We start from the raw sequence: 21,083 nt of genomic DNA on the forward strand, positions 1-21,083 counted from the left end.
GAATCCACCATTTTCGGCGCGGCCTGACCTGGTACCTCACCACACCTGACGCCGACATGCGTCCATTAGGACGCACCAGGTACACACTGGCAAAAGATCAGCTCTTGTTGCCGGCCAGCACCAGCACCGGCTTGTCGCTGTAGAGGTCTGGAAACAGCGTCTTCAAATTCTCGACCTTGGGCAGGTCGTTGTAGACGATGTAGGGATAGGTCGGGTTCAGCGTCAAAAAGTCCTGGTGGTAGTCCTCGGCCGGATAGAATTTTTTCCCCGTCTCCAGCGTGGTCACGATCGGCTCCGGAAACACCTTGGCCTTGTCGAGCTGGGCGATATAGCTCTCGGCGATCTTCTTCTGCGCGTCGCTTTCGGCAAAGATCGTCGAACGGTATTGCGGGCCGCGGTCCGGACCCTGGTAGTTCAGCTGCGTCGGGTTGTGCGCGACCGAGAAATACACCTGCAGCAACTGGCCGTAAGTGACTTTGGACGGCTCGTAGATGATCTCGACGGCCTCGGCATGCCCGGTCCGGCCGGTGCCGACCGTCTCGTAGACGGCGGTGTCCTTGTCGCCGCCGGCATAGCCGGAGACGGCGCTGGTCACGCCCTTGACGTGCTGGAACACGCCTTGCACGCCCCAGAAGCAGCCGCCGGCGAAGATCGCCCTGGCGGTGCCGGCGGCGGGTTTTTCGTCCATCGCCGGTGGCGGGATCACCACCGCCGCCTCGGCCGAGATCGCCGGCGTCTGCCACAAGGCGGCGCCAGCCGCCGCGAGCATCAGCGCCGCAAGCGCGCCCCTGGCGACGTTCATCAATCGTTTCGCGGCGGTTTTTTCAATGCCGGTCATCTCTGATCTCCCTGCATGAGTTTAAGACTATACGACAGATAGGTCCGTCGCGGTCTCACATTGCCGTGCGGCGCGTGCACCGGCCGCGCCCGGTTCCGGACGCGGCCTACTTGGCCGTCCGCATCGCGTCGCAGGTCTTGGTCGCCTCGTCCTTCTTCATCGCGTCGGTTTCCATGGCAGCCTTGTCCATGCAGTCCTTCATCTCTTCGGCCGCCATCGGATCCGCGGGCTTCATCGCGTCGGTCGCCGGCTTCATGGCGTCAGTCGCCATCGCATCGGCCGGCTTCATCGCATCTTCGGCGCGCGCAACGCCGCCGGCAAAAAGCGCCGTCGAGCAAAGCGCCAAGGCAAGTGCCGGCAAGGTCAGGCGGGTGAGGTTGGTCATGATGGTCTCCAGGGTTGGTGGCGCGCCGGAATGGCGATCACATCAGCTCTTCGCCGCCGCCTGGGCTTTCGTTACAGCCATCACCGCTTCGTGATCGGAAGGCTCGTTGTTTTTGCAACGCTGGATATTGGCGAAAGCGGGTGCGACATCCAATCTCCCTCCTTGTGGCGGAGATGTCCGGCAGGACAGAGGGGGGCGACGTAAAGCGCGGCGAGGCAGCCCTTGCGTGCAGTGGCCTCGCTCCCTAACGCCAGGTTAATGCATCGATAACCGGAGAGGCGGTCGAATCTCCTGGCAACAGGGGTGGATCACGGCGGCGGGATTTTCGATCTTGGCAAGGCCGCGGGACAGCGCCCCCCTCTGGCCTGCCGGCCATCTCCCCCACAAGGGGGGAGATTGGCAGCTCAGGCGCCTGCCCCTATTGCGTAAGCACTGTTTGCGAAGGCCGCTGATTGAAGTCGCACTTGCCGGTCACGGTGTAGAAGAAGTCGGCGTTGGACACCGGAGCCGGTACGGGATTGCCGCCGTCTTCCCAAGCCTGCTGGCTGGGTTGGCCGCACGGCACGGCGGTGAAGATGTCCACCAGTTTGCCGTTCGCGACTTCAACGCCGTCGATGTACAACCGGTTCGATGTGTTTGCGTCATTCGACTTGAGCTTGGGTGTTTGGGCCGATGGCACATCCATCTGCAGATACAGCACATCCATCAGGCTGACGTCGATCACCGCGCCTGCGCCGTTCGCGGGGTACATAGTGTTGGTGCAGGTGGTCAGGTATTTCTTGTTGCCGCTCGTCTGGGTAATCGCCCCGGTAGGCAGGCCGTTAAAATTCTGCACCGTCTTGGTCGTACATTTCTGTTCCTGGACCTTCGTGCTCGTCGCTCCGTTGACCGTATACACTGTCGACGTGCCGTAGCCTTTCGGATCACCAAAATTGTTGTAGACATAAGTGATCTTCATCAGCGGATTGATCGCCGTCTCGGTGAATTTCGTGCCGTAGAGCGTCATTGTCTTGTTCCAATGGCCCGAAACCTTGTCGATCTTGAACGTGGTCTGCACCAGCGCCGGCCGCTTGCGCACTGCCGACGCGACGCCGATCTGCACCGTGTCGACGTGGGCGATCTGCATGAAGTTCGTCGGCATGGCAAACTTGGCCGAAGCATCGATGCTGGCGGTGCCGTCGGCGGCGACGACGAAGCTATCGAGCTTGGCGGTGCCTTGCCCGCTATTGGCCGTAAACGACTCCTGCAGTTTCACCTGACGGTCCGCCAGTGACGTGCTGGTTGGCAGCGTCGTGATCGACAGCGTCGCGGCATCGAGCGCATTCTGCATCGATCCCTTGGTCGCAACGGCTGAGTTGTAGTCGATTGAAAAGCCCAGAGCGGCACACATCGGGATAAGCATGATGGCGAGTATCGGCGCGAGGGAGCCGCTCTCGGAATTGAGAAAATGACGTCCAGATTGTGGCATTGCTTGGCCCCCCAAACGGTGACAGCTCGTGGCCTGTCACGCAGGGCGCGAACTATGCCCTAATCTGATGGACCAAAGTTTAACGGCTTTGCGTCCGCCGGCGGCTTATGCGCCGCGCCCGCCGCCGCTTGCCCGGGCAAGCTGCCCCTGCTAAAGCGCGCGACATGACCACGCCGATCAAGAATATCCGCAATTTCTCCATCGTCGCCCATATCGACCATGGCAAATCCACGCTTGCCGACCGGCTGATCCAGTCCACCGGCGGGCTGGAGCTGCGCGACATGAAGGAGCAGGTGCTGGACTCGATGGATATCGAGCGCGAGCGCGGCATCACCATCAAGGCGCAGACGGTGCGATTGAAATACCGCGCCAACAATGGCGAGGATTTTATCCTCAATTTGATCGACACGCCCGGCCATGTCGACTTCGCCTACGAAGTGTCGCGGTCGCTCGCCGCCTGCGAGGGCTCGCTGCTGGTCGTCGATGCCTCGCAAGGCGTCGAGGCGCAGACATTGGCCAATGTCTACCAGGCCATCGACAACAACCACGAGATCGTCGTGGTGCTGAACAAGGTCGACCTGCCGGCCGCCGAGCCCGAGCGCATTCGCGAGCAGGTCGAGGAGGTGATCGGCATCGACGCCTCCAACGCCGTGCTGATCTCGGCCAAGACCGGCCTCGGCATCCCCGACGTGCTGGAGGCGATCGTCAACGATTTGCCGCCGCCGCGCGAGGGCGACATTGCTGCCCCGCTCAAGGCGATGCTGGTCGACAGCTGGTACGACGCCTATCTCGGCGTCATCGTGCTGGTCCGCATCATCGACGGCGTGCTGAAGAAGGGCCAGACCATTCGCATGATGGGCACCGGCGCCAAGTACCTGGTCGAGCGCACCGGCGTCTTCACCCCGGCCCGCATCAATGTCGACGAGCTCGGCCCCGGCGAGTTCGGCTTCTTCACCGGCTCGATCAAGGAAGTCGCCGACACCCGCGTCGGTGACACCATCACCGAGGACAAGCGCCAGACGGCACAGGCCCTGCCCGGCTTCAAGCCGGCGCAGCCGGTGGTGTTCTGCGGCCTGTTCCCGGTCGATGCCGCCGATTTCGAGGATCTGCGCGCCGCAGTCGGCAAGCTGCGCCTCAACGACGCTTCTTTCTCCTTTGAAATGGAAACCAGCGCCGCGCTCGGCTTCGGCTATCGCTGCGGCTTCCTTGGCTTGCTGCATCTGGAAATCATCCAGGAGCGGCTGGAGCGCGAGTTCAACCTCGACCTCATCGCCACCGCGCCCTCGGTCGTCTATCGCTTGGCTCTGAACGACGGCACGACGAAGGAACTGCACAACCCGGCCGACATGCCCGACGTGGTCAAGATATCGGCCATCGAGGAGCCGTGGATCCGCGCCACCATCCTGACGCCGGACGAGTATCTCGGCGGCATCCTAAAACTCTGCCAGGACCGGCGCGGCATCCAGGCCGACCTGTCCTATGTCGGCAAGCGCGCCATGCTGACCTACGACCTGCCGCTCAACGAGGTCGTCTTCGACTTTTACGACCGGCTGAAGTCGATCTCCAAGGGCTACGCCTCCTTCGACTATCACCTGACCGACTACAAGGAAGGCGACCTGGTTAAAATGTCGATCCTGGTCAATGAGGAGCCGGTCGACGCGCTGTCGATGCTGGTCCACCGCACGGCGGCAGAAAAGCGCGGCCGGCTGATGTGCGAGAAGCTGAAGGAACTGATCCCTAACCATCTGTTCAAGATCCCGATCCAGGCGGCAATCGGCGGCAAGGTCATCGCCCGCGAGACGATCTCGGCCCTGCGCAAGGACGTCACCGCCAAATGCTACGGCGGCGACGTCTCACGCAAGCGCAAGCTGCTCGACAAGCAGAAAGAGGGCAAGAAGCGGATGCGGCAGTTCGGCAAGGTGGATATCCCGCAGGAGGCGTTTATCCAGGCGCTGAAGATGGGCGATTGAGAAGCCGTCCGCGCGTAGCTGAGGGGGATCAGGCTTCGTGGCCCAGCGCTCGCGGCTTTATCCGCCGGCGCGTATCGGCTAAGGGCGGGGAGCAAAATCCCGGATCCGCCAATGACCGCCAAATCCTTCCCCCTGTTCCTCGGCATCGACACCGGCGGCACCTATACCGATGCCGTGCTGTGGTCGGAAGCCGGCGGCGCTAACGGAAAGGTTCTGGCCAAGGCCAAGGCGCTGACCACCCGCCACGATCTGGCGGTCGGCATTTCGGGCGCGGTCGATGCGGTGCTGCAAAAAGCAGCCACCGATCCGGCAGCAATAAAACTGGTGTCGATGTCGACGACGCTTGCCACCAACGCGCTGGTCGAGGGTCAGGGCGGCCGCGTCGCGCTGGTGATGATCGGCTTTGCCGAGGGCGACCTTGCCCGCGACGGGCTGAAGGCCGCACTCGGCACCGACCCTGTCGTGTTCTGCCCCGGCGGCCACGATGTCCACGGCAATGCGGCAAAACTCGATCTGTCCGGGCTGGAGGCAGCGCTGCCGGAATTGGGCGCCTCGGTGTCCGGCTTTGCCGTCTGCGCCTATTTCGCCACCCGCAACCCGGCGCATGAGCTAGGCGCGCGGAACCTGATCCGCGACGTAACCGGCCTGCCGGTCACTGCCAGCCACGAGCTTTCGGCCAAGCTCGGCGGCCCACGCCGGGCGCTGACGACGCTGCTCAACGCCAGGCTGATCTCGATGATCGACCGGCTGGTGGCGGCGACCGAGGGCTTTCTTGCTGCGCGCGGCATCGCCGCTCCGCTGATGGTGGTGCGCGGCGACGGCGCCCTGGTCTCGGCCGCCTTCGCCCGCCAGCGGCCGATCGAGACGATTCTTTCAGGCCCGGCCGCCAGCCTTGTCGGCGCTCGCCACATGACCGGCCTCGACAGTGCAGTCGTCTCCGACATCGGCGGCACCACCACCGACGTTGCCGTGCTCGACCAGGGCCGTCCCAGGCTTGACCCGGAAGGCGCCACCGTCGGCGGCTTCCGCACCATGGTCGAGGCGGTCGCCATGCGCACCTTTGGACTCGGCGGCGATTCCGAAGTGACGCTGGAGGATGGCGCGCTCAACCCAAGAATCCTGCTCGGGCCGCGCCGACTGGTGCCGCTGGCGCTGGCCGGCATGATGCATGGCGAAGCGGTGACCGTCGAACTGGAACGCCAGATCCGCGCGGCCAACCCCAGCCGCATGGATGGCCGGCTGGCGGTCAGGACCGGCGTGCCGGAGCGGCTGGCTGCCGGCCTGACCGGCGCCGAGGCCAAGCTTTATGAGCTGATCGGCTCGACGCCTCTCGCCGTCGACAGGCTTTTGACATCAAACGCCCAGAACGCCACCTTGAACCGGTTGGTGTCGCGCGGGCTGGTGCATGTCGCCGGCTTCACGCCGTCGGACGCCGCCCATGTGCTGGGCAAGCAGGCCAACTGGGATGCCGCCACGGCTCGGCTCGGCGCCGAGCTGTTCGCCCGCAAGCGCGACGGCCGCGGACAGGCGATCGCCGCCACGCCGGAGGCGATCTCGGAACGGGTGCTGACCACGCTGACCCGGCTGTCGGCGGAAGTCATCCTCGAAACCGCCTTTGCCGAGGACGGGCTGGATGGCGCGGCGACCGTGGCGCACGCGCTGGTGCAGCGCGCCGTCGATTCCCATCCCGGCATCGCACGGCTGAGCGTCGCGCTCGACCGCCCGGTCATCGGCCTCGGCGCCTCGGCGCCGCTGCATTATGCCGGGCTGCCACCGCTGGTCGGCCATGACTGCGTGGTGCCCGAAGATACCGATGTCGCCAATGCGCTCGGCGCCGTCGTCGGCCAGGTCAGGGTTTCGGCGGAGGCGCGCGTCAGCCAGCCCCAGGAAGGGCTGTTTCGCGTCGCCTCAGGCGAAAGCGTGCGCGACTTCAATGACGAGGCGGCGGCGATCGCGGCAGCGGAAACCGATGTCCGCGCCATTGCCGCCGGGCGGGCCAGGGACGCCGGCACCGACAGCGCCGAAATCGAGATCGCCAGCGAATTCCGCGTCTCGACCGTCGAGGGCCAGCGCATGTTTATCGAGGCGCATGTGGTGGCGGTGGCGTCGGGCAGGCCAAGGATCGCGGTTTGAGGGAGAGCGCAATCTCCCCCACAAGGGGGAGATTGGCGGCTTTGGCCGGCGGCGAAAATGCCCTACCTTCACCCTAAGCTGAATTGACCCTGCCACCCTGACATGTCAAAGGCCCGGCCAAAGCCCTTCGTCTGGAGAAGCCCCGATGACCGATCGCGTCGAAATCGCCGGATTGCGGATTGCCCGCGAGCTTTATGATTTCGTCGTGAACGAGGCGCTGCGGGCCACCGGCATTGCAGCCGACGTCTTCTGGACCGGCTTCTCGGCCATTGTGCACGATTTGGCGCCGAGGAACCGGGCTCTGCTCGCAAAACGCGACGCGCTGCAGGGCCAGATCGACCACTGGTATCGCGACAATGGCGCGCCCGCCGACATGGAAGCCTACAAGGATTTCCTGAGGGAAATCGGCTATCTCGCGCCGGAAGGGCCGGCCTTCTCCGTCGCGACGGACAATGTCGACCCCGAGATCTCGGTGGTTGCAGGGCCGCAATTGGTAGTGCCGGTGATGAATGCGCGTTATGCGCTGAACGCCGCCAACGCGCGCTGGGGCTCGCTCTATGACGCGCTCTACGGCACCGACGCCATTCCCGAGACCGACGGCGCCGAGAGGGGCGGGAGATTCAATCCCGAGCGCGGCGCCAGGGTCATTGCCTGGGCGAAGGATTTTCTCGACGAGTCGGTGCCGGTCACCTCAGGCAAATGGGCAGGGGTCAACGGGCTTTCCGTGGCCAACGGCATGCTGCGGCTGGGCGAGGGCGCCGGCGCCACCACGTTCGCCGATCCCAAACAGTTTGCCGGCTATCGCGGCGACGCCGATAATCCCGAAGCCGTCCTGCTCACCCGCAATGGCCTGCATATCGAGATTGTGATCGACCGTAGCAACCAGATCGGCAAGACCGATCCGGCCGGCATTGCCGACGTCGTGCTGGAATCGGCGGTGACCACCATTCAGGACTGCGAGGATTCTGTCGCTGCGGTCGATGCGCAGGACAAGGTTTTGGTCTACCGCAACTGGCTCGGCCTGATGAAGGGCGACCTTGCCGAGGAGATCACCAAGGCCGGCAGCACGTTTACGCGAAAACTCAATCCCGACCGGTCGTACACCGCGCCTGATGGGGGCACGCTGTCCCTGCCCGGCCGCTCGCTGATGCTGATCCGCAACGTCGGCCACCTCATGACCAATCCGGCGATTACGGACCGCGACGGCAGCGAGGTTCCGGAAGGCATAATGGATGCGGCGATGACGGCGCTGATCGCGCTGCACGATGTCGGCCCGAACGGACGACGCGCCAATTCCCGCGCGGGCTCGATGTATGTCGTAAAGCCCAAGATGCACGGGCCGGAGGAAGTCGCCTTCGCCGTCGAGATATTCGACCGTGTCGAGGCGCTGCTCGGCATGGTGAAAAACACCATCAAGATGGGCATTATGGACGAGGAGCGGCGCACCACCGTCAACCTCAAGGAGGCGATCCGCGCCGCCAAAGATCGCGTCGTCTTCATCAACACCGGTTTCCTCGACCGCACCGGCGACGAGATCCACACCTCGATGGAAGCCGGCCCGATGATCCGCAAGGGCGACATGAAGCAGGCCGTCTGGATTGCCGCCTACGAAGCCTGGAACGTCGACACCGGGCTGGAATGCGGGCTGGCCGGCCGCGCCCAGATCGGCAAGGGCATGTGGGCGATGCCCGATCTGATGGCGGCGATGCTGGCGGAAAAGATCGCCCATCCCAGGGCCGGCGCCAACACCGCCTGGGTGCCGTCGCCGACAGCGGCGACGCTGCACGCCACCCATTACCACAAGGTCGACGTCGACGCTGTGCAGGCGGCGCTGAAGAGCCGCCCCAAGGCAAAGCTCGACGACATCTTGTCGGTGCCGGTAGCGGTGCGGCCGAACTGGTCGCCGGAGGAGGTCCAGAACGAGCTCGACAACAACGCGCAAGGCATTCTGGGCTATGTCGTGCGTTGGATCGACCAGGGCGTCGGCTGCTCGAAAGTGCCTGACATCAATGACATAGGCCTGATGGAGGACCGCGCGACGCTGCGCATCTCCTCGCAGCACATCGCCAATTGGCTGCATCACGGCGTGTGCACCTCAGACCAGGTGATGGAGACGATGAAGCGCATGGCCGGCGTCGTCGACCGCCAGAACGCAGGCGATCCGCTCTACCGGCCGATGGCCCCTGACTTCGACAAGTCGATTGCCTTCCTCGCCGCCTGCGACCTCGTCTTCAAGGGCCGGGTCCAGCCCAACGGCTACACCGAGCCGGTGCTGCACGCGCGGCGGTTGGAGCTGAAGGCAAAGGAAAGACCCTCGATAGCGCGCACAGAGTTCTAGTATAACCCGACAGATATTAGCCATCGCTAAAACATCGTTGTCCCGGTGCAAGCGATCTGCTACGAATTAGCCACCGACAAACGGCTCTGGGAGGCCGTGCGTCCGACATCATGTACAAGATCAACTCAAAACCGGAGAACGGCCATGAAACGGCTTCTGACGGTCGCTGCCCTTGTGGCGGCGGGCAGTTTGTTTGCGATGCAAGGCGCAGCCGCCGATGACGCTGCGATGATCAAGAGCGCTGAGTCCGCTGCACCCCCCGCTGTGGCAAGCGGCGCTGCGATCCACGCCATGGATGACAAGGGCGCAATGCGCACGCTGCGCGAGGGTACAAACGGCTTCTGGTGCATGCCGGACCACCCGGCCACGCCTGGCCCGGATCCAATGTGTGGCGATGCCAACGCGATGGAATGGGCAATGGCGTGGATGCAAAAGAAGGAACCGCCCAAGGGCAAGGTCGGCTTCATGTACATGCTGGCCGGCGGCAGCGACGGCAGCAACACCGATCCTTTTGCGACGAAGCCCGAGGAAGGCAACAATTGGATAGAGACCGGCCCGCACGTGATGGTCGTCAATGCAATGGACATGATGCAGGGCTATCCGGCGGACCCCAAACCTGACACGTCCAGGCCATATGTGATGTGGGCGGGCACTCCCTACGCACATCTCATGATCCCGGTTAAGTAGCTGCCGCCGAAATGACTGGCGATAGCGATCAGGCTGCGTAGCAATTCTGACGATTGAGATAAGGGTCATCGCAACGCCCCCGCACCCCGGTCGGTTTTGAATGTGGCGGGCCGAGCGTCTCCTCGGCGACCCCTCCCGGCCGCTTCGCGGCCACCCTCCCCTCAAGGGCCCTCAAGGGGGAGGGGAACGTCACGCCGCCTGCGCCATTCGCTCCGAACTCATGCGGTACGAAATCGCCTCGGCCAGATGGATGCGGCCGACAGTCTCGCTGGCCTCGAGATCGGCCAGCGTCCGCGCCACTTTCAGCACCCGGTGATAGGCCCGCGCCGAAAAGCCGAGCTTTTCGCTGGCATCCCTGAGCAGTGACAGGCCTGATGCATCCGGCATCGCGATCTCCTCGATGACCGAGGGTGAGCAGTGCGCGTTGGTGGTGACGGAGGTCGCGCCGAGCCGCTCGAAACGTTCGCGCTGGGTTGTCCGCGCGCGGGCCACGCGCAGCGCCACATCGGCACTTTTCTCCGCCCGATCCGGCCGGATCAGATCGCTGGCCGAGACCGCCGGCACCTCGATCCGGAGATCGATGCGGTCGAGCAGTGGGCCGGAAATGCGCGCCTGGTAGTCGGTGCGGCAGCGGTCGCCGCGCAGGCAGCGATAGCCCGGCTCGCCGGCCATGCCGCAGCGGCACGGGTTCATCGCCGCGACCAGCTGGATGCGCGCCGGATAGGTGACGCGATGATTGGCGCGGGCGATCATGCAGTCGCCGGTCTCCAGCGGCTGGCGCAGCGCGTCGAGCGCCTGCGGCGAGAATTCGGGAAACTCGTCGAGGAACAGCACGCCGTGATGGGCCAGCGAGGCCTCGCCTGGCCGCACGCGCAGGCCGCCGCCGACCAGCGCCGCCATCGAGGCCGAATGGTGTGGCGCGCGGAACGGCCGCCGGTCGGTCAGCTTGCCTTCGCCAAGCTCGCCGGCCACCGAGGCGATCATCGAGACTTCGAGCAATTCCCTCGGCGCCAGCGGCGGCAGGATCGACGGCAGCCGCTGCGCCAGCATCGATTTTCCCGATCCTGGCGGACCGATCATCAGCAGATTGTGGCCGCCGGCCGCCGCCACTTCGAGTGCCCGCTTGGCGGTCTCCTGGCCCTTGATGTCGGCAAGATCCGGCAGGTCGCGCGCCGAGGCATGAATACCGGCCTCCGGCCGCGACAGCACCTGCGTGCCGCGAAAATGATTGGCGATGGCGATCAGGCTGCGCGGCGCCAGGATGTCGAAATCCTTTCCGGCCCACGCCGCTTCCGGGCCGCAGGCGAAAGGACAGATCAGGCCCTTGCCTTCGGCATTGGCGCCGATCGCCGCCGGCAGCGCGCCGGCCACCGCGGCGATGGTGCCGTCGAGCGACAGTTCGCCAAGCACGACATAGCCGGCCAGCATGTCGCCTGGAATGGCGCCAAGCGCCGCCATCAGGCCAAGCGCGATCGGCAAATCGTAATGGCTGCCTTCCTTGGGCAGATCGGCGGGCGCCAGATTGACGGTGACCTTCTTCGACGGCATCGACAGGCCCGATGCGTGCAGCGCCGCCTGCACCCGCTCCCGGCTTTCGGCCACCGCCTTGTCGCCGAGGCCGACGATGTGCATGTTGACCTTGCCGGGCGCGATCATCACCTGCACGTCGACCGGCACGGCCTCGATGCCCTGGAAAGCGACCGTGCGGACCCGCGCAACCATTTTTCTGCCCCCGGACATGGGCTCGCCCGAAGCCCATGCGATCATGCCGCGAACGGCGTCATCTGAGACAACCACAGATTTTGGGCCAAGGCAAGAACATTACGGGAACAATCGAACGTTGTGCGTTGATGGCATCGCATCGGCTACGGACCGGAAACCCAGCTGTTCCGCCAAGCATGGACGCTACTTGCGTTTGTCCTCGACCGCATCCCAGAACAGGCTGGCGATATCGGCGCCACCAAAACGCTGCACCTCGCGCACGCCGGTCGGCGACGTCACGTTGATCTCGGTCATGTAGTCGCCGATCACGTCGATGCCGACGAGGATAAAGCCGCGCTCCTTCAGCGACGGGCCGATGCGGGCGCAGATCTCGCGTTCGCGCTCCGTCAATTCGGTTTTTTCGGCGCGGCCGCCGACATGCATGTTGGAGCGCGAATCATGCTCGGCCGGCACCCGGTTGATGGCGCCGACCGGCTCGCCGTCGATCAGGATGATGCGCTTGTCGCCCTTGCGCACCTCCTTCAGATAGCGCTGCACGATGTAGGGCTCGCGGAACATCTGGCCGAACATTTCGAGCAGCGAAGCAAGGTTGCGGTCGGCCTCATGCAGGTGGAAGATGCCGGCGCCGCCATTGCCGTAGAGCGGCTTGACGATGATGTCGCCGAACTCCTTGCGGAAGGCGGCAACCTCCTGGCTGTCCTTGGTGATCAGCGTTTCCGGCATCAGGTCGGGAAACTCGGTGACGAAGATCTTTTCCGGGCTGTTGCGCACCCAGGCCGGGTCGTTGACCACCAGCGTCCTGGGATGGATGCACTCGAGCATGTGCGTCGTGGTGATGTAGTTCATGTCGAACGGCGGATCCTGCCTGAGCAGGACGACGTCCATCTCCGCCAGGTCGGTGCGCACTTTCTCGCCGAGCGAATAGTGATTGTCCTTCTCGTCGCGAACCTGCATTTCCTCGAGGCCGGCAAACACCTTGCCGTCGCGCAGCGACAGCCGGTCGGGCGTATAATGGAACAGCTGGTGGCCGCGCCGCTGCGCTTCCAGCGACAGCGCAAATGACGTGTCGCCGGCAATCGAGACGGTGGAGATGTGGTCCATCTGGACAGCGATTTTCAGGGGCATGGCGGATCTCCGGCGGATCGGATGGGCTGCTTGCCCTTACAACCTCGCCGGTCATCTGCCAATCGCGACATTTTGAGGATCGCCTGCTGGGCCTCGATGAGGCGCAGGCGGAGCGCCTTGTCAGTTCGGCTGCGCCGGCGGCAACGATTCCCGTTCGGCGGGCCGGTCGGGTTTCGATGCCACGCTCGGCTATCTCAGAAATTCCCTCCGTGGCACCTTGCGCGTCAAGGCGATCTGACGAGCGACTTGTCAGACATAAGCCCGCGAATTTGTTTTTCTCCCTTGCTCCCCCGACCGGGCTGGCTAGGATGCGCGCCGACCGAGCCTACAGCGCCGCGCGTCCTTTTGGACGCGCAAACGACGCTGTAGCACTTTGATTTTGCGCATGATCCTTTCCGTAAATCGCAACCGATTTTCGGGGTCATGCGCAGGGAGAAAAAAATGATGCCATCGGCGCGCTTTGCCGACCTTGAGGGCGCTTCGGTGCTGATTACCGGCGGCGGCTCCGGCATCGGCGCGGCGCTGACCGAGGGTTTTGCCCGCCAGGGGGCAAAGGTCGCCTTCATCGACATCGCCGACGGCCCGAGCCTGGCGCTGGCCGACCGCATCGAAAAGGATCTCGGCCGCCGCCCCCTCTATCTCAAGACCGACATACGCGACGTCGAGGCGATGCGGGCTTCGGCCGCCAGGGCGGCAGAGGCGCATGGCGACGTCACCGTGCTGGTAAACAATGCGGCACTTGACGATCGCCACGCGGTGGAAGACGTCACCGTGGAGTTCTGGGACAACAACCAGGCGGTCAACCTGCGCCCGCATTTCTTCTCCGCACAGGCGGTGGCGCCGGGCATGAAGCGCGCCGGCGGCGGCTCGATCATCAACTTCACGTCGACGTCGTTCCTGATCAATCACCCCGACATGCCGGCCTATACCGCTGCCAAGGCCGGGATCGTCGGCCTGACCAAGGGGCTTGCCGGCAAGCTCGGCGCCGACGGCATTCGCGTCAATGCGATCGCACCCGGCTGGGTGATCACCGAGCGGCAGAAGCAGCTCTGGGTCACCGAACAGGCGCTCGCCGCCCACGTGGCCAAGCAATGCATCAAGCAGGTGATGCAGCCGGAAGACGTCGTCGGCACGGTGCTGTTCCTGGCGTCGGACGCTTCGCGCATGCTGACCGCGCAGATGCTGATCGTCGACGGGGGCTTCCTGTGAACTCAGCGAGCAACGTGCCTTCTGTGGCCGCCGTCGATTGGGGCACCACCCGTCTCAGGGTCTGGCTGGTCGATGAGGCCGGAAATGTCCTCGCCGAGCGTCGCGGCGACGACGGGCTGATCACCGCGCAGGCGGCCGGGTTTTCGACCATCCTCGAAGGACATCTGGCGGCGATGGGCGCGCCGGAAGCGATGCCCGTGATCATCTGCGGCATGGCCGGCTCGCGCCAGGGCTGGCTGGAGGCGCCCTATGTCAGCGTGCCGGCGCCGATCGGCGCCATCCTTGCCGGCGCTGCGCGCGTCCCCGGCCAGCGCCGCGACATCCGCATCGTGCCGGGCCTTGCCCAGCGCCAGGCCGACGCGCCTGACGTCATGCGCGGCGAGGAAACGCAGCTTGCCGGCGCCGGTTTGCCGGCAAAAGGCCGCCATCTCGTCTGCATGCCCGGCACCCACTCCAAATGGGTGCTGGTCGAGGACGGCGCCGTTGCCGGTTTTGGCACCTGGCCGACCGGCGAGCTGTTTTCGGTGCTGGCGGCGCACTCGATCCTGCGCCATTCGCTGGGCGAGCAGCCCAAGCCGGTTGCACCAGGCAATCCGTTTTTCCAGCGCTGGTGCGAGATCGCGCTTTCCGAGGGCGGCGATGTCACATCGAGGCTGTTCTCGATCCGCGCTGCGGGCCTTTTGCAGGACCTGAAGGCCGACGATGCCGCTGCTTGCCTGTCCGGCCTGCTGATCGGCGGCGAGATCGCCTCGGCCAGCCGCCGCTATCGAAAAGGCGCGGCGTCGATCGTGCTGGTCGCATCCGGCGCGCTCGGCACCCTCTACACTGAGGCGCTCGGTCTTGCCGGGCTTGCGGTGAGAGCCGTCGATGCCGACGAGGCGGTGCGTGCCGGCCTGATCGAGGCGGCGCGCGAAAATGGCATGATTGCCCAGACATGATCGACAACAGCGGAGTTGCCGCATGACCGAGACCGCATCGTTTCCGAAGCTCGAGCGCGGGCTTGTCGCCATCCTGCGCGGCCTCAAGCCGGACAAGGCGGTGGCCGTCGGCCGGGCGATCTTCGAGGCCGGCATCGAAGCGATCGAAGTGCCGCTCAATTCGCCGGACCCGTTTGTCTCCATCGCGAGAATTGTTGAGGCGCTGCCGGCGACGGCATTGGTCGGTGCCGGGACCGTGTTGACCGCAGCCGATGTCGACGGACTGAACAAGGCCGGCGGGCGGCTGCTGGTCAGCCCCAACATCGATGCGGAGGTCATGGGTCGCGCCATGAATTACGGCATGGTGACGATGCCGGGCGTATTCACGCCGACCGAAGCCTTCCAGGCCATCCGGCTCGGCGCCTCGGCGCTGAAATTCTTCCCGGCCAGCGTGCTCGGCGCGGCCGGGATCGCGGCGATGCGCGCCGTTTTGCCGGCTGAGACGCTGGTCGGCGCGGTCGGCGGCGTGTCGGAGAAGGACTTTGCCGGCTACAAGGCGGCCGGTGTCAGCGTCTTCGGCCTCGGCTCCAGCCTGTTCAAGCCTGGTATGAGCGTCGACGAGGTGGCAACGCGGGCGCAGGCCGCAGTCGCAGCCTGGGACGCAGCGTTTGGAGCAGCGCCATGAGCGAAGCCATCGTTTCGGTTTTTTCCGACCATGTCTGTCAACTCGGCGAAGGCCCGAGCTATGACCCCGCCACCGAAACGCTCTACTGGTTCGACATCGTCAACGGCCAACTTCTGGAAAAGCCCCTGTCCGGCGGTGCCGTCAAAATCCACGAGCTTGGCCAAATGGCCAGCGCGATCGCCGTCGTCGACGACAAAAGACAGTTGATCGCCACCGAAACCGGCCTGCATGTCCGCGACGTGGCGACCGGCAAAATGACGCTGCATACGGCCATCGAGGCCGACAATCCGGCGACGCGCTCGAACGATTCGCGCGTCCATCCCTGCGGCGCCTTTTGGGTCGGCACGATGGGCAAGGGCGAGGCAAAGGCCGCTGGTTCGATCTACTGGTTCTTCAGGGGTGAATTGCGCCGGCTCTATTCAGACATCACGGTGTCGAACTCGATCTGTTTTTCCGAAGATGGAACCGTTGCCCATTACACCGATACCAGCACCGGCCTGTTGATGCGCGTCGGCTGCGATCCGGCGACCGGCCTGCCGGCTGGCGAGCCAAAAATCTTCGTCGATCACCGCAAGGCCAAGGGCTATATCGACGGTTCGGTGCTCGATCGCGACGGTGTCCTGTGGAACGCGTGCTGGGGCGGCAGCGTCGTCGAAGCCTACGGACCTGACGGCAAGCTCATCCGTTCGGTCGCGATGCCGGTGACGCAGCCGTCCTGCCCGGCCTTTGTCGGCAGGAATGCCGACCGGCTGGCGGTCACCTCCGCCTGGTCGGGCAAGGATAAGAAACAGCGCCTGCTGGGCCCGCAAGCCGGCATGACGTTTCTGCTCGACATACCGGTCAACGGCCGCTTCGAGCCGCGCGTGCTGATTGGCTAGGCTGACGTCGATTTCGCGAAAGCCTGATACATCCGCGATGCGATGGTAGCAGTCGCGCTGCCAGGCCCCGTTCATCGCCAGGAATCGTTGATGCCATGTCAAGCCGCAGGCCGAAGCTGATCCTAGTCTACGAGCCGGAAAACGCCTGCTTCGAGCGGCTGGTTGCCGATGGCCACGTGCCGGGGCGCGCCGCCGAAATCGCCTCCTATCTGGCGCAATCGACCGACATCGCCCCCGAGTTCGACGCGCTGGCCGCAGCCTGCCAGACGCGCGGCCTGTCCTTCGCGCCGGTGGCGCTCGACGATGCCGCAAATCTGCTTGCCGGTGAGGATCCGAAGACGACGCTGGTGTGGACGCTGACCGACGGCATCGCCTATTTCCGTGGCGGTGCGGCGCCGGCGCTGGCAAGGCTGAACGGCCTAAAGCTGCTCGGCGCCGATGATGAGCTGTTCGCGCTCTGCCAGGACAAGTTCCGCTCCGGCGCCGTGCTCGGCGCACTCGGCCTGCCGGTGCCGCAATCCGGTTTGGCACGCGACGGACGCTGGCTGGTCGAGCCACCGGCTTCGCCAGCCGGCTGGTTCGTCAAGCCGAACCGGCTCGGCGCCAAGATCGGCATCTGGCCGGATTCGCGCAGCAGAGATCTCGGCCACGCGCTTGAGCTTAGCCGGCGCGTCTTCGCTGCCTATCGCGACGATGTCGTCGTGCAGCCCTACGTCACCGGGCGCAATGCGCGCGCCAGTTTTCTCGGTCTGAAGCCGGACACCGGCGTCGAAGCGCTCGGCATCGTCTTTGTCGAGTCGGGAAGTGATTTCCAGACAATGGAAGACAGCCTGGCGCTCTACGGCGACACCGGCGAGGCGGCCAGGGCGGCGGGAACATATGCCGAGCCGGTGCTGCTGCCGGTTGCCGCCAGCCAGCCGCGAGCCGATGCAAGGATCCGAGGGATCGCGCAAAGCCTGATCGCCGGGCTTGGCCTGCGGGATGTGTTTTCCGTCGATTTCCGGGTCGAAGCCGACGATAGCATCCATCTCATTGAGTTCGAGGTCTGCCCGGGCCTGCCTTGCTTCGATTTCCGCGCCTATTGCCGCACGCAATGGGAGATGGGCCTCGCCGATGCGATGGCCGCGACCGCCGCGAGCCGTTTTTTGGCCTCGCCCACGAAATGAGCAGGGCCCGCGTACGCAGCCGCGCCGACGGGCCAGGACCGTGCCTCGACAAACGGCTTGCGTTCCGACATTTCACTTAATAGGGTGTTAAGTGAAGGAGGCGCTCGGTGAAAGTCGACCCTGCGACATCCCCGGAGGTAGCCGCGCTGGCGACGACGGAAGCCGGCAAGGCCAAGCATGTCGGCGGCCGGATCAAGGCCATTCGCATGGCCCGACGCATTTCGCTTCGCCAGCTGGCCGACATGGTCGGCACGACGGCGAGCTTCATCAGCCAGCTCGAGCGCAATCTGAGCGGCGCCAGCGCCAGCACTCTGATGCGGATCGCGGCAGCGTTGGATCTCGGCATCAACGAGCTGTTCGAGCAGACCGAAGGTGGGTTCCACAAGGTGCTTACCAGAGCCGACCGCCCCCTGCTGCCGATCAGCCACGGTTGCCGAAAGACGCTGCTGTCGCGGCGGCCGATCCATGAATTCGAGGTTTATTCGGGGGAGTTCGACGTCGGCGGCTCGACCGGCGACGACGCTTACACGCATGGCGGCAAGCACGAGATGTTCGTCGTCCTGAAGGGCACAGTCGAGCTGACGCTGGCAGACGAGCGCTTCGTCATGAACGAGGGCGACAGCATCGAGTACGCCACCTCGACGCCGCATCGTACAGAGAATATCGGCAAGACGCCGGCGCAGGTGCTCTGGATCATAGCCCCTCCGACCAGTGGCGCGGCGGAACTCAATCGATACACGCCCGGACAAGGCTCGCAGCCGGGCGGACCGAAGTAATGCGGGTGCACATAAATGGGAGATAAAACATGAAGACCAAGATCGGACAGGTGGCCGCGCTCGGGCTGCTGATGATCACCACAGCAGCGCTTGCGCAGAGCAAGCCGGTGGCGGGCGAGGTGGCAGAGGGCTCGCTGAAGGGCAAGACGCTTACCTTCGTCTCGTATGGAGGCATTTATCAGGATGGTCAGATCGCCGCGCTGAAAGAGTTCGTCGACAAATCAGGCGTGACGCTGCTCAGCGACGGGCCAACCGAGATCTCGAAATTGCAGGCGCAGGTCGAGTCCGGCAATGTCACCTGGGACGTTGTCGATACCGGCGATTTCCCACCCTATGTCTATTGCGGCAAGCTGTTCCAGAAGCTGGACTTCTCAAAGATCGATACGTCCAACATTCCGGAGGGCCAGACCAGCGAATGCAGCGTGCCGGCCATGAACTATGGCGTGGTGCTGATGTACAACACCGAAAAGTACAAGGATAACCCGCCCAAGAGCTGGAAGGATTTCTTCGACATCGAGAAATTCCCGGGCTCGCGCGCCCTGGAGGGCAGCGGCGATCTGTCCGGCGGCATGATCGAGCAGGCACTGCTCGCCGCGGCGGGTCGGTCGAAAACATGACGGTGGCCGATATCGACAAGGCTATCGAGAAGGTGAAATCGCTTGGCCCGGACACGATCTTCTGGAAGACCGGCGCCGATTCCCAGCAGCTCGCCGAATCCGGCGAAGCCGACATGATCGCGATGTGGACCGGACGTGCCATGACCGCGGTGAAGAACGGCGCGAAGTACACGCCGGCGTGGCAGGACTGGCTGGTGGTGATGGATCAGATGGACCATTCCGATGGGCGTCAAGGACCCCGACGCGGCGCATGCGCTGATCAACGCCTATCTTGGCAAGAGCGCGCAGGAGACGCTTGCAAAAACCACCTCGTATACCCCGATCCACAAGGACGCGAAGCCCGAAGTGGACGAGATCACCGCGGCGTTCATGACCAACACGCCGGACAAGCTGAAGCTTGGCTATCAGCAGAACATCAAGTTCTGGGTGGAGAACTTCGAGGTGGCGAACGAAAAGTGGAATGGGTTGATGGCCGGCAATTAGGTCCGCCGCCGTGGCAACGAGAGCAATCGACAGCCGGGACACTGTTCCGGCTGTCGCGGCAGACGACCGGCGGCGCTGGTTTCGTGGACAGGCTTTCTGGCTCGTCGCGCCGGCGCTGCTGCTGCTCGTCATCTGCCTGGGCCTGCCGCTCGCCATCGTCACCTTGCGCAGCTTTTCCGAGCCGCAATGGGGATGGCAGAACTATGCCTGGTTCTTCGGCACACCGGTCAATCTGACCGTGCTTCAGCGGACCTTCGCGATCTCCGCCTGGGTGACGCTGGTATGTCTCATTGCCGGCTATCCCTATGCCTATGTGATGACCGCGGTCGGACCCAGGATGCGGCTCATCCTCATCCTGTGCGTGCTGGTGCCGTTCTGGGTGAGCGGCGTGGTGCGCACTCTGGCATGGGTCATCCTGCTGCAGGATTCCGGCGTGATCAACTCCGTCATCAGGGCAGTCGGCCTCAGCCCGGTCAAGCTGATCCGCACGCAGACAGGCGTGGTGATCGGCATGGCGCAGGTGCTGTTGCCGTTCATGATCCTGCCGCTCTATTCGGTGATGAAGACGATCGACCTGCGGCTCATGCAGGCGGCACGGAGCCTCGGCGCGAGCCCGGCGCGCGCCTTTGCCCAAGTCTATCTGCCGCTCTCGCTTCCGGGCGTCTACGCGGGCGCCATCATTGTCTTCATTCTTGCACTCGGGTTCTACATCACCCCGGCGCTGCTCGGTGGTCCGCGGTCGACCATGCTCTCGACCCTGATCCAGAACCAGGTGCTCAGCCTGCTCAACTGGGGCCGCGGCGGTGCGATGGGTGTGGTGCTGTTGATCGCCACCTTCGTCCTGCTCGCGCTCGCAGCACCGCTGTCGCGTCAACCGCACAAGATGGGCTCGAGACGCTGATGAAACAGCCCGGTCGAATCCTGCTCGGTCTGTACTGCCTGCTGGTCGCGGTCTGGCTGGTCGCACCGACAATCGTCGTCGTGCCAATGTCGTTCAACGACAAGAAGTCGCTGGCCTTTCCGCCATCCGGCTTTTCCTGGCAGTGGTACCAGAACTTTTTCACCAACCCCGAATGGTCGGCGAGCCTGGTCGGCTCGCTCAAGGTCGCCGTCGTCACGGCGCTGTTCGCCACCGTCATCGGCACGCTGGCGGCATTCGGCCTCGATCGCATGAAAAGTCGCGTCAGCGGCGTGCTGCGCGCGCTGCTGATCACGCCAATGGTCGTGCCGGGGGTGGTGCTCGCCGTCGGAATCTACGCGGTCTATCTCGATACGCGGTTGGTCGGCACCATGACCGGCTTCGTGCTGGCCCACACGATGCTCGCCGTTCCTTTCGTCATCATTGCCGTCTCCGCCAGCCTGGAAGTCTTCGACAAACGGCTGGAGACTGCTGCGGCCAGCCTCGGCGCGACCCGGCTGACGGCGTTCAGGACGGTGACCTTGCCGCTGATCGCGCCGGGCATCCTGTCGGGGCTGCTGTTTGCGTTCGTGACCTCATTCGACGAGATCATCGTCGCGCTGTTCATCACCAGCCCGTATCTGAAGACACTGCCGGTCCAGATATTCTCGAGCATTACCCGGGACGCCGACCCCACCGTTGCGGCAGTGGGCACGCTGCTCTTCATCGTGACGTCGCTAGTGATCGGGGCGGGGCTGCTGATCGGTTCGAGACAGGGAAAACGTTGA

Annotated in this window: 19 protein-coding genes and 1 pseudogene; 15 read left to right on the forward strand and 5 right to left on the reverse strand. The window is 64.5% G+C overall.

What is annotated here, in order from left to right; translation table 11 throughout:
* Positions 1-97: 97 nt before the first annotated feature.
* The 3 genes from msrA to AC0L2Z_RS03525 all read right to left on the reverse strand — a co-directional run bounded on the left by msrA (position 98) and on the right by AC0L2Z_RS03525 (position 2,691).
* Positions 98-838, reverse strand: coding sequence for a peptide-methionine (S)-S-oxide reductase MsrA (gene msrA / locus AC0L2Z_RS03515; RefSeq protein WP_473626720.1), 741 nt, complete (start codon positions 836-838; stop codon positions 98-100).
* Between the two features lie 106 nt (positions 839-944).
* Entirely contained in the window at positions 945-1,223 is a 279-nt protein-coding gene (locus AC0L2Z_RS03520) for a hypothetical protein (protein ID WP_473626721.1), read from the reverse strand.
* Positions 1,224-1,641: 418 nt separating this feature from the next.
* On the reverse strand, positions 1,642-2,691 hold the full coding sequence (locus tag AC0L2Z_RS03525; RefSeq protein WP_473627052.1) for a TadE/TadG family type IV pilus assembly protein: 1,050 nt from the start codon (positions 2,689-2,691) through the stop codon (positions 1,642-1,644).
* A 164-nt stretch (positions 2,692-2,855) separates the two neighbouring features.
* Between AC0L2Z_RS03525 and lepA the strand changes: the two genes are divergently transcribed.
* From lepA to AC0L2Z_RS03545, 4 genes are all read left to right on the forward strand, one after another.
* Positions 2,856-4,661, forward strand: coding sequence for a translation elongation factor 4 (gene lepA, locus AC0L2Z_RS03530; RefSeq protein WP_473626722.1), 1,806 nt, complete (start codon positions 2,856-2,858; stop codon positions 4,659-4,661).
* 111 nt (positions 4,662-4,772) lie between these two features.
* Positions 4,773-6,794, forward strand: coding sequence for a hydantoinase/oxoprolinase N-terminal domain-containing protein (locus AC0L2Z_RS03535; protein ID WP_473626724.1), 2,022 nt, complete (start codon positions 4,773-4,775; stop codon positions 6,792-6,794).
* A 145-nt stretch (positions 6,795-6,939) separates the two neighbouring features.
* On the forward strand, positions 6,940-9,132 hold the full coding sequence (locus tag AC0L2Z_RS03540; RefSeq protein WP_473626725.1) for a malate synthase G: 2,193 nt from the start codon (positions 6,940-6,942) through the stop codon (positions 9,130-9,132).
* Between the two features lie 144 nt (positions 9,133-9,276).
* Positions 9,277-9,819, forward strand: coding sequence for a hypothetical protein (locus AC0L2Z_RS03545; RefSeq protein WP_473626726.1), 543 nt, complete (start codon positions 9,277-9,279; stop codon positions 9,817-9,819).
* Between the two features lie 189 nt (positions 9,820-10,008).
* On the opposite strand, the gene AC0L2Z_RS03550 is transcribed toward AC0L2Z_RS03545, so the two are convergent.
* Complete coding sequence (locus AC0L2Z_RS03550; protein WP_128169321.1) at positions 10,009-11,541, reverse strand: YifB family Mg chelatase-like AAA ATPase; 1,533 nt, start codon at positions 11,539-11,541, stop codon at positions 10,009-10,011.
* 183 nt (positions 11,542-11,724) lie between these two features.
* Positions 11,725-12,666, reverse strand: coding sequence for a glutathione synthase (gshB, locus tag AC0L2Z_RS03555; RefSeq protein ID WP_128169322.1), 942 nt, complete (start codon positions 12,664-12,666; stop codon positions 11,725-11,727).
* A 441-nt stretch (positions 12,667-13,107) separates the two neighbouring features.
* On the opposite strand from gshB, the gene AC0L2Z_RS03560 reads away from it, so the two are divergent.
* From AC0L2Z_RS03560 to AC0L2Z_RS03610, 11 genes and pseudogenes are all read left to right on the forward strand, one after another.
* The gene (locus AC0L2Z_RS03560) at positions 13,108-13,875 is read left to right on the forward strand and encodes an SDR family NAD(P)-dependent oxidoreductase (protein WP_128169323.1); all 768 of its coding nucleotides are present in this window, start codon (positions 13,108-13,110) and stop codon (positions 13,873-13,875) included.
* Entirely contained in the window at positions 13,872-14,813 is a 942-nt protein-coding gene (locus AC0L2Z_RS03565) for a 2-dehydro-3-deoxygalactonokinase (RefSeq protein WP_128174804.1), read from the forward strand. The genes AC0L2Z_RS03560 and AC0L2Z_RS03565 overlap by 4 nt, the downstream gene beginning before the upstream one ends.
* Before the next feature lie 22 nt (positions 14,814-14,835).
* Positions 14,836-15,477 carry a 2-dehydro-3-deoxy-6-phosphogalactonate aldolase gene (locus AC0L2Z_RS03570; protein WP_128169325.1) on the forward strand — a complete coding sequence of 214 codons (642 nt, stop codon included), beginning with the start codon at positions 14,836-14,838 and terminating at the stop codon, positions 15,475-15,477.
* Positions 15,474-16,355, forward strand: coding sequence for an SMP-30/gluconolactonase/LRE family protein (locus tag AC0L2Z_RS03575; protein ID WP_473626728.1), 882 nt, complete (start codon positions 15,474-15,476; stop codon positions 16,353-16,355). The genes AC0L2Z_RS03570 and AC0L2Z_RS03575 overlap by 4 nt, the downstream gene beginning before the upstream one ends.
* 95 nt (positions 16,356-16,450) lie before the next feature.
* Positions 16,451-17,521: a D-alanine--D-alanine ligase family protein gene (locus tag AC0L2Z_RS03580; protein ID WP_473626729.1), complete on the forward strand. Its 1,071-nt coding sequence runs from the start codon at positions 16,451-16,453 to the stop codon at positions 17,519-17,521.
* 107 nt (positions 17,522-17,628) lie between these two features.
* Positions 17,629-18,297, forward strand: a complete 669-nt coding sequence (locus AC0L2Z_RS03585) for a helix-turn-helix domain-containing protein (RefSeq protein WP_091591909.1) — start codon at positions 17,629-17,631, stop codon at positions 18,295-18,297.
* A 29-nt stretch (positions 18,298-18,326) separates the two neighbouring features.
* The gene (locus tag AC0L2Z_RS03590) at positions 18,327-18,914 is read left to right on the forward strand and encodes an extracellular solute-binding protein (RefSeq protein ID WP_473626731.1); all 588 of its coding nucleotides are present in this window, start codon (positions 18,327-18,329) and stop codon (positions 18,912-18,914) included.
* Positions 18,911-19,036 (forward strand): annotated as a pseudogene (locus tag AC0L2Z_RS03595) (ABC transporter); the annotation flags it as partial. The gene AC0L2Z_RS03590 and the pseudogene AC0L2Z_RS03595, both read left to right, overlap by 4 nt.
* Before the next feature lie 100 nt (positions 19,037-19,136).
* The gene (locus AC0L2Z_RS03600; RefSeq protein WP_473627076.1) at positions 19,137-19,397 is read left to right on the forward strand and encodes a hypothetical protein; all 261 of its coding nucleotides are present in this window, start codon (positions 19,137-19,139) and stop codon (positions 19,395-19,397) included.
* A 10-nt stretch (positions 19,398-19,407) separates the two neighbouring features.
* Positions 19,408-20,298 (forward strand): ABC transporter permease, encoded by an 891-nt coding sequence (locus AC0L2Z_RS03605; protein WP_128169330.1) that lies wholly within the window; start codon positions 19,408-19,410, stop codon positions 20,296-20,298.
* The gene (locus AC0L2Z_RS03610) at positions 20,298-21,083 is read left to right on the forward strand and encodes an ABC transporter permease (RefSeq protein WP_027154694.1); all 786 of its coding nucleotides are present in this window, start codon (positions 20,298-20,300) and stop codon (positions 21,081-21,083) included. The genes AC0L2Z_RS03605 and AC0L2Z_RS03610 overlap by 1 nt, the downstream gene beginning before the upstream one ends.

This window comes from Mesorhizobium sp. WSM4850, from assembly GCF_055811735.1.

Bases quoted from the DNA above. Each gene is read 5' to 3' on its own strand.
- lepA (WP_473626722.1), top strand. From the start codon at position 2,856: ATGACCACGCCGATCAAGAATATCCGCAATTTCTCCATCGTCGCCCAT.
- AC0L2Z_RS03550 (WP_128169321.1), bottom strand. From the start codon at position 11,541: ATGGTTGCGCGGGTCCGCACGGTCGCTTTCCAGGGCATCGAGGCCGTG.
- AC0L2Z_RS03570 (WP_128169325.1), top strand. From the start codon at position 14,836: ATGACCGAGACCGCATCGTTTCCGAAGCTCGAGCGCGGGCTTGTCGCC.
- AC0L2Z_RS03580 (WP_473626729.1), top strand. From the start codon at position 16,451: ATGTCAAGCCGCAGGCCGAAGCTGATCCTAGTCTACGAGCCGGAAAAC.
- AC0L2Z_RS03590 (WP_473626731.1), top strand. From the start codon at position 18,327: ATGAAGACCAAGATCGGACAGGTGGCCGCGCTCGGGCTGCTGATGATC.
- AC0L2Z_RS03520 (WP_473626721.1), bottom strand. From the start codon at position 1,223: ATGACCAACCTCACCCGCCTGACCTTGCCGGCACTTGCCTTGGCGCTT.
- AC0L2Z_RS03600 (WP_473627076.1), top strand. From the start codon at position 19,137: ATGGGCGTCAAGGACCCCGACGCGGCGCATGCGCTGATCAACGCCTAT.
- gshB (WP_128169322.1), bottom strand. From the start codon at position 12,666: ATGCCCCTGAAAATCGCTGTCCAGATGGACCACATCTCCACCGTCTCG.
- AC0L2Z_RS03545 (WP_473626726.1), top strand. From the start codon at position 9,277: ATGAAACGGCTTCTGACGGTCGCTGCCCTTGTGGCGGCGGGCAGTTTG.
- AC0L2Z_RS03525 (WP_473627052.1), bottom strand. From the start codon at position 2,691: ATGCCACAATCTGGACGTCATTTTCTCAATTCCGAGAGCGGCTCCCTC.
- AC0L2Z_RS03560 (WP_128169323.1), top strand. From the start codon at position 13,108: ATGATGCCATCGGCGCGCTTTGCCGACCTTGAGGGCGCTTCGGTGCTG.
- AC0L2Z_RS03535 (WP_473626724.1), top strand. From the start codon at position 4,773: ATGACCGCCAAATCCTTCCCCCTGTTCCTCGGCATCGACACCGGCGGC.
- AC0L2Z_RS03610 (WP_027154694.1), top strand. From the start codon at position 20,298: ATGAAACAGCCCGGTCGAATCCTGCTCGGTCTGTACTGCCTGCTGGTC.
- AC0L2Z_RS03540 (WP_473626725.1), top strand. From the start codon at position 6,940: ATGACCGATCGCGTCGAAATCGCCGGATTGCGGATTGCCCGCGAGCTT.
- msrA (WP_473626720.1), bottom strand. From the start codon at position 838: ATGACCGGCATTGAAAAAACCGCCGCGAAACGATTGATGAACGTCGCC.
- AC0L2Z_RS03575 (WP_473626728.1), top strand. From the start codon at position 15,474: ATGAGCGAAGCCATCGTTTCGGTTTTTTCCGACCATGTCTGTCAACTC.